Genomic DNA, 14,348 nt, shown 5'->3' on the forward strand with positions numbered 1-14,348 from the left:
CCGTCCGGTCCGGCGGCCGCCCCGGGCCAAGGGCCGGTGCCCGGCCGAGAGCCCGGGCCCAATGCCCGGGAGCGGGCCCGGGGACCCGCTCGGGGTCAGGCGAGGCGGACGACCGCGCGGGACATGCCGAGGACCTTCTGCCCGGCGAACATCGCGGTCAGGTCGACCCGCACCTGGTTGTCGTCGAGCTTGGCCGCGACCTTGCCGCTGACCTCGACCGTCGCGCCCTCGTCGTCGTTGGGGACCACGACGGGCTTGGTGAAGCGGACCCCGTACTCGACCACCGCGCCCGGGTCGCCCGTCCAGTCGGTGACCACACGGGCCGCCTCCGCCATGGTGAGCATGCCGTGCGCGATGACGTCCGGCAGCCCGACCTCCTTGGCGAACTTCTCGTTCCAGTGGATCGGGTTGAAGTCGCCGGACGCGCCGGCGTACTCGACCAGCGTGGCGCGGGTCAGCCGGAAGACCTGCGCGGGCAGTTCGGTGCCGACCTCCACGTCGGCGTACGCGATCTTCGCCGTCATCCTCGTCATCCCTCCTCGGCGGCGCGGGCCACCAGCTTGATCCAGGCGGTCACCACGAGCTCGCCGGACTCGTCGTGCACGTCGCCGCGGACGTCCAGGACGTCGTTGCCGGCCAGCGACTTGATGGAGTCGATGGTGGTGGTCACGGTGAGCCGGTCACCGGCGCGCACCGGGCGGCGGTAGGCGAACTTCTGGTCGCCGTGGACCACGCGGCTGTAGTCGAGGCCCAGCTCCGGGTCGTGGATCACGCGCCCGGCCGCCTTGAAGGCGACGAGGAAGACGAAGGTCGGCGGCGCGATCACGTCGGGGTGTCCGAGGGCCTTGGCGGCCTCCGGGTCCGTGTACGCGGGGTGGGGGTCGCCGATGGCGGCGGCGAACTCGCGGATCTTCTCCCGCCCGACCTCGTACGGGTCGGTGGGCGGGTAGCTCCGCCCGACGAACGACTGGTCCAGCGCCATGGCGCCACCTCCTGCTGCCTGTGCTTGCTGCGGTAACCCTATGCACGGCGGAGCGCGCCCCGGGGCGGAACGGCCTGGCACCGTGGGGGAACGACGAAAGGCCGTCCCCTGACGGGGACGGCCTCACGTACGAGCCTGATTTATCGCGTCTCGCGGTGCGCGGTGTGCGCGTTGCAACGCGGGCAGTGCTTCTTCATCTCCATGCGATCCGGGTTGTTACGCCGGTTCTTCTTGGTGATGTAGTTCCGCTCCTTGCACTCCACGCAGGCCAGCGTGATCTTCGGGCGGACGTCGGTGGCAGCCACGTGAAGTGCTCCTTGACGAACGGATAGTACGAACTAAGACAGAAAAATAGTAGCCGACTGAAGGACCGACCCCGCAATCGGCTACTAAGAGTAGCGGTGACCGGACTTGAACCGGTGACACAGCGATTATGAGCCGCTTGCTCTACCGACTGAGCTACACCGCTGCGGATCGATCGGACCCCGCCTTGCGGCGGGGACCTCTCTCACCAGAGCCCCAATACGGAATCGAACCGTAGACCTTCTCCTTACCATGGAGACGCTCTACCGACTGAGCTATTGGGGCGAGCGAGGAAGACATTACACGGTCGCCCGCCGATCCCCCAAATCCGTTTCCCGACGTCCTGCGCCGGGATGTCCTGAAGGGGCCACCCGGCCGTCCCGCGAGCCCTCCCGGCGCGCATCCCACCCCGTGGAACCGGGCCCCCGCGCCGGCGGCACCACGCCGGTACGACTATTGCGCTCCTCCCGGGGCTCGGCGGGTCGCCGCCCTAGGCTCTGTCACCCCACGTGATCGTTTCTCCAGGGCCGCCCTCGGCGTCCTCCCCGCAGCAGCACCCGGATCCGGACCCCAGGAACGCGATGTCCGACAGCCAGCCGCCTCCCCAGCAGCCCAACCCGTCGCCCTCCTCCCCGCCCGGCTCCGCCGAGCCCGCCGCCCTGCTGCTCTGCGGCGCCCGCCTGACCGACGGCCGCACGGTGGACGTGCGGCTGGGCGGCGGGCGGATCGAAGCCGTCGGCACGGCGGGCAGCCTGGCCGGCGACCCGGTCGTCCCGGGTCCGGCGCACCCGGCCACCGCCTCCTTCCCGGTCCCTGCCTCCGCCGCCACGGACGCGGGTGCGGCCACGGCGCCGGCGCGCGTCAACCTGGAGGGCTACCTGCTCCTCCCCGCCCCCGTCGAACCGCACGCCCACGCCGACACGGCGCTCACCGCCGAGTCGGACGGGCCCGCGCCGGGCGATCCGCAGGACGTCCAGCGCCGGGCCACCGAGGCCGTCCTCGCCCAGCTCGGCCACGGCGCCACCGCTATCCGCTCCCACGTCCGCGTCGGTGACGTACAGGGCCTCGGCGCCCTGGAGGCGGTGCTGCGGGTCCGCGGCACGGTGCGCGACCTGGTCGACCTCATGGTCGTCGCCATGCCCCGGCTGCTCACGGGGGCGGCCGGCGCGGACGGCCCGGCCCTGTTGCGGGACGCGGTCGGCATGGGCGCGACGGTCGTCGGCGGCTGCCCGGACCGCGACCCGGACCCCACCGGCTACGTGGAGGCGGTGCTGGACCTCGCCTCGGCCCACGGCTGCGCCGTCGACCTGCACACCGACGGCACCGACCCGGCCCGCCTGTGCCGCCTGGCCTCCATGGCGGGCGGACTGCGCGGCGGGGTGACGGTCGGCCCGCTGGGCGGGCTGGGGCTGCTGCCCACCGACGTGGCCTCACGCTGCGCCGACCGGCTGGCGGCGGCCGGCGTGGGCGTCGTGTGCCTGCCCCAGGGCGGCTGCGCGGGCGCCGACCGCCGCGGCACCGCCCCCGTACGGCTGCTGCGCGCCGCCGGTGTGCGGGTCGCCGCGGGCAGCGGGTCGCTGCGCGACCTGTCGAACCCGGTGGGCCGCGGCGACCCGCTGGAGGCCGCCTACCTGCTGGCCTCGCAGGACGCGCTGCCGGTGGAGGACGCCTACGGCACGGTGAGCGCGGCCGGCCGCGCGGTGCTGGGGCTGCCGCCGGTGCGGATCGAGGCGGGGTTCCCGGCGGACCTGATCGCCGTCCGCGGGGACCGGCTGGCCGGAGCGCTGTCGCTGGCCTACAGCCGCATCGTGATCCACGCCGGGCGGGTGGTCTCCCGCACCAGCGCGGTCCGCGAGTACTGCGATCTCGGCGGGGCGGGCGCGGGGCCGGAACTCCCGCGCCAGGCACGGCATCCCTGACGGCTCGGCCGTCACCGCGCGACACGGGGGCACGGGCCGGCGGGACGGGGCCGCGGAGGCCCTACCGGACGCGTGGCGGCGCTTCGGCGTGACGCGCTGCCCCGTTCCGGCGCGGGGCGGCCCTGACGCGTCGTGGCGCATCGTCCGGCCCACCGCGTTACGGTCGAAGCATGCGTATCGTCATCGCCGGAGGCCACGGCCGAATCGCCCTGCGACTGTCACGACTGCTCGCCGCGCGCGGTGAGGAGGTCGCGGGCATCATCCGCAATCCCGACCACGGCGACGATCTCCGCGAGGCCGGGGCCGAGCCCCTCGTCCTGGACCTGGAGTCGGCCGGCGTCGAGGATGTGACCGAGCTCCTGCGCGGCGCCGACGCCGCGGTCTTCGCGGCGGGCGCGGGCCCGGGCAGCGGGGCGGCCCGCAAGGAGACGGTCGACAAGGGCGCCGCGGTCCTGCTCGCGGACGCCGCCGTCCGGGCGGGAGTCCGCCGCTACCTGGTCGTCTCCTCCATGGCCGCCGACCCGGACCACCAGGGCGACGAGATCTTCGACGCCTACCTGCGCGCCAAGGGCGAGGCCGACGCCTACGTCCGCTCCCTGGGCGACTCGCTGGACTGGACGATCCTGCGCCCCGGCATGCTCACCGACGACGCCGGCACCGGGCAGGTGCTGCTGCGCGCCTCCACCGGCCGGGGTCCCGTCCCGCGCGACGACGTGGCCGCCGTCATCGCCGAACTCCTCGACTATCCCGGCACGGTGGGGCTGACGCTGGAACTGATCAGCGGGTCCACGCCGGTCACCGACGCGGTGAAGATGGTGGCGGGCGAGTAACCGGCTTCCTCAGTCCGCCTGCGGGGCCCGCCCCTTGGCGGGCGGGGCCTCCGCGGCGGCCCCTTCGGCCTCGTCCGTCGTCTGCGCCATCAGTTCCAGCGCCCGGGCGACGAACGCCTCCACCTCGGCCTTCCGGACGCCGAGCCCGCTGAGCACGCCGTCGCCGTTCTCCTGCTCCAGCAGCGCCAGCAGGATGTGCTCGGTGCCGACGTAGTTGTGGCCGAGCCGCAGCGCCTCACGGAACGTCAGTTCCAGGGCCTTCTTGGCGGCGGAGCCGTACGGCACCAGCTCCGGCGGGTTCTCGGCCGCCTCGGGCAGCACCGCCGTGACGGCTTCCCGGACCGCCTCCGGGGTGACTCCCTGCGCCTCGAGCGCGCGGGCGCCGATGGCCTCGGGCTCCGCCAGCAGGCCCAGCACCAGGTGCTCGGGCAGTCCCTCCGCGGCACCGGCCGCCCGTGCCTCGCCGTGCGCCGCCACGACCACGCTGCGGGCGCGCGGCGTGAAGCGCTGGAAGCCCTGGGCGAGGTCGAGGTCGGCGGACTCCTTGGGGACGAAGCGCTTCTGGGCGGCCTGCCGGGTGACGCCCATGCTCTTGCCGATGTCCGTCCAGGAGGCGCCGGCCCTCCTGGCCTGGTCCACGAAGTGCCCGATGAGGTGATCCGCGACCTCGCCGAGGTGTTCGGCGGCGAGGACCGCGTCCTGCAGCTGGTGCAGGGCGTCGGGATGGACCTTCTTGATCGCGTCGATGAGGTCGTCGAGACGGGGGGACGCGGAGCCGAGCGGGTTCGTCGTCATGCGTCAACCTTAAGTTGACACCCCAAGCCCGTCAACCTTCGGTTGACAGTCTGCTTGTCTTCGTCCGCCCTCGACGTCTCGGTGCTGTCTCAGTGCTCGACGAGCCCTCCGACCGGTACCGGATCGACGTGCCCGGTCGCCGGGCGGGTGAGCGCCAGGGCCAGCCCGACGTCGACGAGCGAGGACCTGGGCAGCGCGGCCACCTGATCGAGCGGCGTCCAGACCGACTCCACGACCCCTCCGCCCGGCTCCGGCCGCAGTCGCCCGCCCGTGATGCGCACCAGGTAGAAGACGCCGACGTTCTGGTGGTCCGGCCCGCCGGGCACGGTGCGTTCCGCCGCCGGGATCACCCGGGAGTCCACACCCAGCAGCCGTTCGACCTCCGCCTCGCAGCCCGTCTCCTCGGCGACCTCACGCACCACGGCGTCGAACGGGTCCTCCCCGTGCTCCACCCCACCGCCCGGCAGACTCCACGTGCTCCCGCCCCGCGGCGACACGTGGCGGGCCAGCAACACCCGCTCGCCCGCGAGGCACACGGCATACGCCGCCAGCCGAAAACTCATGGCCCGCACCCCCTTCCCCCACCTGCCGTACCCCGTCACACGCCACGGGAGACGCCGGCGTGGCACGCGAACTCCCGTGCGGCGCCGGGGCCTCCGGGCGGGAACCCCGGCGCTCGCGACACGGTCACCGACGCGCCCACCGGCAAGCGCCCCCGTGCGCCCGGCTGATCGGAGGAGCGGCGCCCACCCGATCAGTCACCATCGGCGTGCCTCGCGCCCTCACCCCACGGGCGCGCCCGGGGTGGCGGAGATGCTGACGATCCCTGGGAACAGCCGTTCCCCGGGCGAGCAGCCATTGGAGACGACCATGCCGCACCTGACTCCCGTCGACCACAAGGTCAAGCACAAGTCGACCATCCCCGCGAACTACAACGCGGAGGTCGAGCTCTTCGTCCGCGAGTACAGGACCTCGACCGGTGGAGGCGGCACCCCGAAGCCGGTCCTCATGCTCCACGGCAGGAGTGTTCCGGCCCTCCCCGGCTTCGACCTCGTCCTTCCTCCGCAAGGCGGTTCCCCGCATCCGGAGACCCGCTACAGCTGGGCGCAGGCCCTCGCGAAGAGGGGCTACGACGTGTACGTCATGGACCTGCAGGGGTCCGGGCTCTCACCCCGCCCGGAGATGCACGACCCGTGCAACGTCAATCCGGCGCAGCGCGGCCTCCTGGAAACCCATCCCGGTACCGGAGGGTGCGACCCCACGACGGCCAAGTACGCGAAGCAACTCGGCAATTCGCAGAGCGAGTGGGACGAACTGCGCACCGTCGTCAAGTTCATCAGGCAGCGCTGCGCCGACCAGAAGGTCGCGTTCATCGGCTGGTCGGCGGCCGCCTTCGTCATGGGTCCGTACGTCCTGCAGGAGCCCGGGGACGTGTCGAGCCTGTTCCTGCTCGCGCCCATGTTCCCGCCGAACGGCCGGTGGTCGACGGACGCCTCCAAGCCGTTCGCTCCGCCACCCGGCACGTCCCTGCCCACGCAGCCCGAGTCGAAGCCCGCCGCGGTCTTCGGCTTCCCCATGAACCTCACCAGCAAGGCGGCCATCAAGGCAGCCGTCGGTGACGCCGATCTGGCCGAACACGTGTGGCGGTCGATCATGGACTGCGACAGCGTGGGCAGGCAGTGGGGCGGAACGGACCCGGCGGCGCCGGAGGGCGTCATGCGGTGGCGCAACAGCTACTGGTACGGCTGGAACAACAGCACCGCGCCGCTCGCCACCACGCTCGGCGGCGCCGTCCCGGTGTGCATCGTCTACGGGGACCAGGACAGGACCGCGAACACCGCGGAGGAGCTGGGGCCGGTGCTGCACTTCTCCGTGCCGAAGCTGTACGCGGCGATCAAAGGCGACAACAAGCTGATGTTCCGCGTCGAGGGCTGGGACCACAATCCCGTCTGGGAGCGCAAGGCCAACGACAGGCTGCAGCACATGTCCTGGCAGTGGCTGGAAGGCAAGAAGGTGTACGGCGTCGACACAGGAAGCTGGCTCATGGACGAGGACGGCGTGCTCGCGGAAGTACCGAAGGCTTCCCCCACCGCCGGGTGACGGCCGAGGCCTCGGGCCTGACCGCCCGGGCACAGCGAAACCCCCTCCGACCTGCCGTGATGGCTGGTCGGAGGGGGCTCCGTTTGTCTGGTGGCGGCGCCAGGATTCGAACCTGGGAAGGCTGAGCCGGCAGATTTACAGTCTGCTCCCTTTGGCCGCTCGGGCACACCGCCTAGACGGTGCCACGAAGTCGAACCGGCTTGCGGCCGGGTCTCCCTCGCGACGTCGTAAACAATACCTGATGCGGAGGGGTGGTCCGCCACTCGATTGAGCGCGGTTCGCGGGCCGGGGGGTGGCTAGGCTTGGGCGGGCTCGGTCCGGGGCGTGGTCCCCGGGTCGGCGGCCCCGTAAGCACCCGACACAGACCCCGATGCAAGGAGCCACAGGACATGGCCGACTCCAGTTTCGACATCGTCTCGAAGGTCGAGCGGCAGGAGGTCGACAACGCCCTCAACCAGGCCGGCAAGGAGATCTCGCAGCGCTACGACTTCAAGGGCGTCGGCGCCTCGATCGCGTGGTCCGGTGACAAGATCCTGATGCAGGCGAACTCCGAGGACCGGGTCAACGCCGTCCTCGACGTCTTCCAGTCCAAGCTGATCAAGCGCGGCATCTCGCTGAAGGCGCTGGACGCCGGCGAGCCGCAGCTGTCCGGCAAGGAGTACAAGATCTTCGCCGAGATCAAGGAAGGCATCTCCCAGGAGAACGCCAAGAAGGTCGCCAAGCTCATCCGCGACGAGGGCCCCAAGGGCGTCAAGGCGCAGGTCCAGGGTGAGGAGCTGCGGGTCAGCTCCAAGAGCCGCGACGACCTGCAGGCCGTGATCACCCTGCTGAAGAACCAGGACTTCGACTTCGCGCTGCAGTTCGTCAACTACCGGTAGGGACGAGGTAGTTCGCGCACCGCTGCCGCAGGGGCGCACCGTGGGTTCCGGCCCGGCGGTGCGCCCCTGCGGCTTTCGTGGCCGGGCGCAGAGGTCGTCGCCGTCACCGGTAGCGTGCCGGGCATGACGGAGCAGGGTGGGCTGCGGCGGACGCTCGGGGTCGGGGACGCGGTCGTGGTCGGGCTGGGGTCGATGGTGGGGGCCGGGATCTTCACGGCCCTCTCCCCCGCGGCGCGGGCCGCCGGGTCGTGGCTGCTGGTGGCGCTGGGTGTGGCGGGGGTGGTCGCGTACTGCAACGCCACGTCCTCGGCGCGGCTGGCGGCGGTGTATCCGGCGTCCGGGGGCACGTACGTGTACGGGCGGGAGCGGCTCGGAGAGTTCTGGGGCTACCTCGCCGGGTGGGCGTTCGTGGTGGGCAAGACGGCGTCCTGCGCGGCGATGGCGCTCACCGTCGGGGCGTACGTCTGGCCCGGGCGGGAGCGTGCGGTCGCCGTGGCGGCGGTGCTGGTGCTGACGGCGCTGGGGTACCGCGGGGTCACCAAGTCCGTCCGGGTGACGCGGGTGATCGTCGCGGTGGTGCTGGCGGTGCTGGCCGCCGTGGTGGTGGCGTGCCTGGGCGGAGGCGGCGGGACGGCCGGACGGGAGCCGGGCGCCGGGGTCGCCGCGGTCGGCGTCCTCGAGGCGGCGGGGCTGTTGTTCTTCGCGTTCGCCGGGTACGCGCGGATCGCCACGCTGGGCGAGGAGGTGCGGGACCCGGCGCGGACCATCCCGCGCGCGATCCCGGTGGCCCTGGGCGTCACGCTCGTGGTGTACGCGGCCGTGGCGGCCGCCGTGCTGTCGGTGCTGGGGGCGGGTGGACTCGCGGCGGCGGGCGCGCCGCTCGTGGAGGCGGTGCGGGCAGCCGGGTCGGGGTGGCTGGCGCCGGTGGTGCGGGTGGGTGCGGCGGTGGCCGCGCTGGGGTCGTTGCTGGCCCTGCTGCTGGGCGTGTCGCGGACCACGCTGGCGATGGCCCGGGACGGCAACCTGCCGAGGCCCCTGGCGGCCGTGCACCCGCGCTTCCAGGTGCCGCACCGGGCCGAGCTCGCGGTCGCGGCGGTGGTCGCGGTGGTGGCGGCCACGGTGGACCTGCGCGGCGCGATCGGGTTCTCGTCGTTCGGGGTCCTGCTGTACTACGCGATCGCCAACGCCTCCGCCTGGACGCTCGACCGGTCGGCCGCCGCCCGCGTCCTTCCCGGTGCGGGGCTGCTCGGCTGCCTGGTCCTGGCCTTCACGCTGCCGGCCGCCTCGGTGGTCGCGGGCGCCGGTGTCGTCGTGGTCGGGGCGCTCATTCACGCGGTCCGGCGGACACTGGTGACGTAGGCCTCTGCCGGATCCGTCGCCCGCGCGACGTCCGACGACGTACATGAGCGAAGGGGTACGACCGTGAAGCCGGTCAATCTGGTGCTCAACATCCTGTGGGTCGTGTTCTGCGGGTTCTGGATGGCGCTCGGCTATCTGGTGGCCGCACTGATCAGCTTCGTCCTGATCGTCACCATCCCGTTCGGCATCGCCGCGCTGCGGCTGGCGGGGTACGCCCTGTGGCCGTTCGGGCGGACCACGGCGCCCAAACCCACGGCGGGCGTGGGGTCGGCGATCGGGAACGTGGTGTGGGTGATCGTGGCCGGCTGGTGGCTGGCCCTGGAGCACCTGGTGCTCAGCATTCCGCTGTTCGTCTCCATCATCGGCATCCCGTTCGGCTGGGCGAACCTCAAGATGATCCCGATCTCGCTGATGCCGCTCGGGACGGAGATCGTGCCCGTGGAGCATGCCGAACGGGCACGGGTGGACGACCGCCGCTGGTGAGGGCGGGCGGCCGCCGGGGGCGCTCCTGGCGGGGCTCGCTGGGCTGGGCCCGCCTCGGGTCTCAGCCCCGGCCGCCGCCCATGGTCTCCAGGCGGGCGATGCGCTCGGCCATGGGCGGGTGGGTGGAGAAGAGCTTGGAGAGGCCCTGGCCGGGGCGGAACGGGTTGGCGATCATCATGTGGCTGGCCGTCTCGATCTTCGGCTCCGGCGGCAGCGGCAGCGCCTTCGTGCCGGTTTCCAGCTTGCGCAGCGCACTGGCCAGGGCCAGCGGATCACCGGTGAGGCGGGCCCCGTCGGCGTCCGCCTCGTACTCCCGGGAGCGGCTGATGGCGAGCTGGATGAGGGACGCCGCGAGCGGACCCAGCAGCATGATCAGCAGCATGCCGAGCAGACCGGGGCCGTCGTCGTCGTCCGAACGGCCGATGGGGATCAGCCAGGCGAAGTTCACCAGGAACATGATCACCGAGGCGAGCGCGCCGGCGACCGACGAGGTGAGGATGTCCCGGTTGTACACGTGGCTGAGCTCGTGCCCGATCACACCGCGCAGCTCACGCTCGTCGAGGATGCGCAGGATGCCGTCGGTGCAGCAGACGGCGGCGTTGCGCGGGCTGCGGCCGGTCGCGAAGGCGTTGGGCGCGTCGGTGGGCGAGATGTAGAGCCGGGGCATGGGCCGGCGGGCCTGTATGGAGAGCTCACGGACGATCCGGTAGAGGCCGGGGGCCTCGAACTCGCTGACCGGGCGGGCCCGCATGGCGCGCAGGGCCAGCTTGTCGCTGTTCCAGAACGCGTAGGCGTTGGTGCCCAGTGCCACGAGGATGGCGATGATCAGACCGTTGCGGCCGAAGATGCCGCCGATGACGATGATGAGCGCCGACAGTCCCCCGAGGAGGACCGCGGTCCTGAGTCCGTTGTGCCGACGGTGCACGGTACGCCCTCCAAGTGGTGCGGCGGGGGGAGCCCCTGGTGCGGCGCGTCCAGTGGACCCTTACGTACAGGTCAACGCGGTGCGGGCGGTCGCAGTTCCCCACGCCGGTCGTGGGTGGGGTACCCCGGCGGGGCGCGGCCGCACGTGGTTCTGCGGGACCGGCGTGGCGCGGAGCCACGCGGCTCGGGGGCCCGGCCAGCGCGGACCTCCGCGGCTCGCAGGGCCGGTGGAGACCGGGCGCGCCCCGCGGCGGGACCGCTGGAGGCCAGGCGCACGCCTCCCGGACGGACCGACGGAAACCGGGCGCGCGCCTCCCGGACGGACCGGCGGTGATCGGCGGCGGACAGCGAGGACCAGCGGGGGGCGGAGAGGACCGGCGGCGGGTGGAGGGATCCGGTGGGGGAACGGCAGCGGGCCGGACCGCGCGGTCAGAAGAGGGCGACGCCGGTGAACCGGAGGATCAGCTGCGGGGCGGCGGAGAGGGCGAGGGCGAGCAGGCCGGTGACCGCGAGGGCGACGGTGAGCGGGGCGGCCCCGGGCAGGGCCGCGGGCTCGGGCGCGATGCCGGCGGGGCTCGTCCCGGCGGAGGCAGCCGCGTTCGGTGCCGGAGTTCCGCCCGGGCCGGAGACCGCGTCCGGGATGGCAGTCGCGTCCGTCCCTGAGGCCGCACCGGGGACCGCACCGGAGAGGGCACGACCGGAGCCGGCCGCGCCGGCGCCCGCCGATGCCGCGACGGACACCGGCTGCGCGGCCGGGACCGCCCCGGCGGCCAGGGCCGCCCCCGCCCCCGCCTCCGCCGGGCGGAAGAGGAGCGCCGTCCAGCGCAGGTAGTAGACGAGCGCGATCACCACGTTGACCGCCATCACGACGGCCAGCCAGCCCATGCCCGCCTCCACCGCCGTGGCGAAGACGGTCACCTTGGCGAAGAGCCCGACGATGCCCGGCGGCAGCCCCGCCAGGCAGAGCAGGAAGAAGGCCATCAGCAGCGCGGTGACCGGGCGGGCGGCGTACAGGCCGCGGTGGTCGTCGACCCGGCCCGTCGGGCGGGCGCGGCCCACCAGGGCGACCACGGTGAACGCCCCGAGGTTCACCGCGGCGTACATCAGGGCGTAGGCGAGGGTCGAGCCGATCGCCCGCGCGGGCTCGTCGGTGTAGGCGGCGGCCGCGACCGGGACCAGCAGGTAGCCGGCCTGGCCGACGGAGGACCAGGCGAGCAGCCGGACCGCGCTGTGCTCCCGGTCGGGACGCTGGCGCATCGCTCCCACGTTGCCGGCCGTCATGGTGAGGGCGGCCAGCAGGGCGAGGACCGGCCCCCACACGGGGGCGTACGACGGGAAGGCGAGGAGGGTGACCAGGATGAGGCCGGTGAAGCCGACCGCCTTGCCGGTGACCGACAGGTAGGCGGCGACCGGCAGCGGGGCGCCCGTGTAGGTGTCCGGGACCCAGAAGTGGAAGGGGACGGCGGCGGTCTTGAAGGCGAAACCGACCAGGGTCAGGACCACCCCGGCGCGTGCGAGGGCGGCGAACTGCCCGTCGACCTGCTGGATCTCCTCCGCGACGACCGTCAGGTGCATCGAGCCGGTGACCGCGTAGACGAAGCTGACGCCGAGCAGGCTGACGGCGGTGGCGGTGACCGAGGAGAGGAAGAACTTGAGCGCGGCCTCGGAGGAGCGGCGGTCGCCGTGGCGCAGGCCCACCAGGGCGAAGGCGGGGAGGGAGGCCACCTCCAGGGCCACGATCAGGGTGGCCAGGTCGCGGGAGGCCGGGAGCAGGGCGGCGCCGGCGGCCGAGCTGAGGAGCAGGAACCAGTACTCGCCGGCCGGCAGCCGCCGGGCCTCGTCCTTGAGGGCCGTCACCGAGAGCAGGGCGGCGAGCAGCGCCCCGCCGAGCACGATCAGCTGGACGGCCACCGTGAAGCGGTCGGCGACGTAGCTGCAGACGCCGGGGTCGGCGGTGAGGCAGAAGGTGGCGCGGTCGCCGTCGAGGAGCGGCAGCAGCAGGAGCAGGCCGGCGGCGAGGGCGGCGAGGGTGATCCAGCCCATGACGGCCTTGCGCCGCTCGGGGAGGAACAGGTCGGCGACCAGGACCACCAGGGCGGCCACGGCGGTGAGGGTGGGGGGCGCGACGGCGGTCCAGTCGACGGACTGGACCACGCTCTCGGCGGCCAGGGCGCTCATCGGGGGCCTCCTGCGAGGAGCTGCTGGACGGCCGGGTCGGTGAGGCCGAGGAGCACCTTCGGCCAAAGCCCGGCGAGGACGGTGAGGACCACCAGCGGGGTCCAGGCGGCGAACTCGTGGCCGCGGACGTCGGCGAGCAGCGGCACGTCGTCCGTCTCGCGCGGCGGCTCGCCCATGCAGACCCGGCGGACCACGACCAGCAGGTACGCGGCGGTGAGCAGGGTGCCGAAGGCGCCGACGGCCATGAAGACCAGGTACGCGGGGCGGCTGAGGCCCGCGGCCGGGTCGAAGGCACCGAAGAGCGCGAGCATCTCGCCCCAGAAGCCGGCCAGGCCGGGCAGGCCGAGGGAGGCGACGGCGGCGAAGGCGAGCAGTCCGCCCAGGCGGGGGGCGCGGCCGTAAAGGGCGGCGCCGGTGGCCCGCACGCCCTGGGCGGAGAGGGTGTCGAGGTCGGTGGTGCCGGTGCGGTCCTTGAGGGCGCCGACCAGGAAGAAGAGCAGGCCGGTGATCAGTCCGTGGGCCACGTTCGCGAACAGCGCGCCGTTGACGCCGGTGGGCGTCATGGTGGCGATGCCGAGCAGCACGAAGCCCATGTGGCCGACGGAGGAGTAGGCGATCAGGCGCTTGAGGTCGCCCTTGGCCCCCTTGCGGGCCAGCGCGAGGCAGGCCAGGGAGCCGTAGACGATGCCGACCACGGCGAACGCGGCCAGGTAGGGCGCGAAGACCTCGAAGCCCTCGGGGGCGGCGGGCAGCAGGATGCGGACGAAGCCGTAGGTGCCCATCTTGAGCAGCACGCCGGCCAGCAGCACGGAGCCGACCGTGGGGGCCGCGGTGTGGGCGTCGGGCAGCCAGCTGTGCAGGGGCCACATCGGCGTCTTCACGGCGAGGCCGAGACCGATCGCGAGGACCGCGACCACCTGCGTCGTCACGGTGAGTGACCGTCCGTTGTCGGAGGCGAGTGTCACCATGTCGAATGTGCCCGCCTTGATCCCGATCAGGAGCAGGCCGAGCAGCATGACCACGGATCCGAGCAGCGTGAAGAGGACGAACTTCCACGCGGCCGCGGAGCGGCCCGCGCCGCCCCAGCGGGCGATCAGGAAGTACATCGGGATCAGCACGGTCTCGAAGGCGAGGAAGAACAGCAGCAGGTCGAGGACGGCGAAGGAGGCGAGGGTGCCGGTTTCCAGCACGAGCAGCAGGGCGACGAAGCCCTTCGGGGAGCCGCCCGGGGGCCGGACGAAGTACGAGTGGAGGGCGCAGAGGAAGGTCAGCAGGGCGGTGAGCACCAGCAGGGGCAGCGAGATGCCGTCGACGCCGAGGTGGATCCGCACGTCGAGGGCGGGGATCCAGCTGATGTCGGTGGTGGCCTGCATGGTCTGGGGCCGGCTGTGGTCGAACCCGGCGGCGAGGGCCAGGGCGGCCAGCAGGACGACGCCGGTGACGGTCACGCCGTGCCGCAGCACGGCCTGCTCGGGCGACTTCCCCTTCAGCCCGGGCGGAGCCGGGAGGAGGGCGGCGGCGGCCCCGATCAGCGGGATCAGCACGACGAACGCGAGAAGGGCCTGCATCACGGACTCGTTGATATCGATCACGCCTG

The 14,348-nt window shown here is 73.0% G+C and carries 14 protein-coding genes and 3 tRNA genes; 6 read left to right on the forward strand and 11 right to left on the reverse strand.

Annotation, left to right across the window (positions count from 1 at the left end; all coding sequences use genetic code 11):
* Positions 1-95: 95 nt before the first annotated feature.
* The 5 genes from Sfr03f_RS17775 to Sfr03f_RS17795 form a co-directional block, all read right to left on the reverse strand.
* A complete protein-coding gene (locus Sfr03f_RS17775; RefSeq protein ID WP_108954841.1) occupies positions 96-524 on the reverse strand; it encodes a MaoC family dehydratase in 429 nt (142 codons plus the stop codon).
* Between the two features lie 5 nt (positions 525-529).
* A complete protein-coding gene (locus tag Sfr03f_RS17780; RefSeq protein WP_108954842.1) occupies positions 530-982 on the reverse strand; it encodes a MaoC family dehydratase N-terminal domain-containing protein in 453 nt (150 codons plus the stop codon).
* 140 nt (positions 983-1,122) lie between these two features.
* The gene (gene rpmG / locus Sfr03f_RS17785; RefSeq protein ID WP_018834916.1) at positions 1,123-1,287 is read right to left on the reverse strand and encodes a 50S ribosomal protein L33; all 165 of its coding nucleotides are present in this window, start codon (positions 1,285-1,287) and stop codon (positions 1,123-1,125) included.
* 91 nt (positions 1,288-1,378) lie between these two features.
* Positions 1,379-1,451, reverse strand: a tRNA-Met gene (locus Sfr03f_RS17790).
* A 46-nt stretch (positions 1,452-1,497) separates the two neighbouring features.
* Positions 1,498-1,570, reverse strand: a tRNA-Thr gene (locus tag Sfr03f_RS17795).
* Positions 1,571-1,866: 296 nt separating this feature from the next.
* On the opposite strand from Sfr03f_RS17795, the gene Sfr03f_RS17800 reads away from it, so the two are divergent.
* Positions 1,867-3,204 (forward strand): amidohydrolase family protein, encoded by a 1,338-nt coding sequence (locus Sfr03f_RS17800; protein ID WP_108954843.1) that lies wholly within the window; start codon positions 1,867-1,869, stop codon positions 3,202-3,204.
* A gap of 170 nt (positions 3,205-3,374) precedes the next feature.
* The gene (locus tag Sfr03f_RS17805; protein WP_108954844.1) at positions 3,375-4,034 is read left to right on the forward strand and encodes an NAD(P)H-binding protein; all 660 of its coding nucleotides are present in this window, start codon (positions 3,375-3,377) and stop codon (positions 4,032-4,034) included.
* A gap of 9 nt (positions 4,035-4,043) precedes the next feature.
* Here the strand turns inward: Sfr03f_RS17805 and Sfr03f_RS17810 are convergent, their stop codons facing one another.
* Entirely contained in the window at positions 4,044-4,829 is a 786-nt protein-coding gene (locus Sfr03f_RS17810; protein ID WP_108954845.1) for a Clp protease N-terminal domain-containing protein, read from the reverse strand.
* Between the two features lie 89 nt (positions 4,830-4,918).
* Positions 4,919-5,392, reverse strand: coding sequence for an NUDIX hydrolase (locus Sfr03f_RS17815; RefSeq protein ID WP_108954846.1), 474 nt, complete (start codon positions 5,390-5,392; stop codon positions 4,919-4,921).
* A 250-nt stretch (positions 5,393-5,642) separates the two neighbouring features.
* On the opposite strand from Sfr03f_RS17815, the gene Sfr03f_RS17820 reads away from it, so the two are divergent.
* On the forward strand, positions 5,643-6,929 hold the full coding sequence (locus Sfr03f_RS17820; RefSeq protein ID WP_245967607.1) for an alpha/beta hydrolase: 1,287 nt from the start codon (positions 5,643-5,645) through the stop codon (positions 6,927-6,929).
* An 88-nt stretch (positions 6,930-7,017) separates the two neighbouring features.
* Here the strand turns inward: Sfr03f_RS17820 and Sfr03f_RS17825 are convergent.
* A tRNA-Tyr gene (locus tag Sfr03f_RS17825) sits at positions 7,018-7,102 on the reverse strand.
* Between the two features lie 216 nt (positions 7,103-7,318).
* Between Sfr03f_RS17825 and Sfr03f_RS17830 the strand changes: the two genes are divergently transcribed.
* The 3 genes from Sfr03f_RS17830 (at position 7,319) to Sfr03f_RS17840 (ending at position 9,649) form a co-directional block, all read left to right on the forward strand.
* Entirely contained in the window at positions 7,319-7,807 is a 489-nt protein-coding gene (locus Sfr03f_RS17830; protein WP_108954848.1) for a YajQ family cyclic di-GMP-binding protein, read from the forward strand.
* A gap of 123 nt (positions 7,808-7,930) precedes the next feature.
* Positions 7,931-9,166, forward strand: coding sequence for an APC family permease (locus Sfr03f_RS17835; RefSeq protein ID WP_108954849.1), 1,236 nt, complete (start codon positions 7,931-7,933; stop codon positions 9,164-9,166).
* A 63-nt stretch (positions 9,167-9,229) separates the two neighbouring features.
* Positions 9,230-9,649 (forward strand): YccF domain-containing protein, encoded by a 420-nt coding sequence (locus Sfr03f_RS17840; RefSeq protein WP_108954850.1) that lies wholly within the window; start codon positions 9,230-9,232, stop codon positions 9,647-9,649.
* 61 nt (positions 9,650-9,710) lie between these two features.
* Here the strand turns inward: Sfr03f_RS17840 and htpX are convergent, their stop codons facing one another.
* The 3 genes from htpX to Sfr03f_RS17855 all read right to left on the reverse strand — a co-directional run bounded on the left by htpX (position 9,711) and on the right by Sfr03f_RS17855 (position 14,343).
* Complete coding sequence (htpX, locus tag Sfr03f_RS17845) at positions 9,711-10,574, reverse strand: zinc metalloprotease HtpX (protein WP_108954851.1); 864 nt, start codon at positions 10,572-10,574, stop codon at positions 9,711-9,713.
* A 428-nt stretch (positions 10,575-11,002) separates the two neighbouring features.
* Entirely contained in the window at positions 11,003-12,751 is a 1,749-nt protein-coding gene (locus Sfr03f_RS17850) for an NADH-quinone oxidoreductase subunit N (RefSeq protein ID WP_108954852.1), read from the reverse strand.
* Positions 12,748-14,343 carry a complex I subunit 4 family protein gene (locus tag Sfr03f_RS17855; RefSeq protein ID WP_108954853.1) on the reverse strand — a complete coding sequence of 532 codons (1,596 nt, stop codon included), beginning with the start codon at positions 14,341-14,343 and terminating at the stop codon, positions 12,748-12,750. The genes Sfr03f_RS17850 and Sfr03f_RS17855 overlap by 4 nt, the downstream gene beginning before the upstream one ends.
* Between the last annotated feature and the right edge of the window lie 5 nt (positions 14,344-14,348).

Source organism: Streptomyces fragilis (assembly GCF_003112515.1).
GTDB lineage: Bacteria > Actinomycetota > Actinomycetes > Streptomycetales > Streptomycetaceae > Streptomyces > Streptomyces fragilis.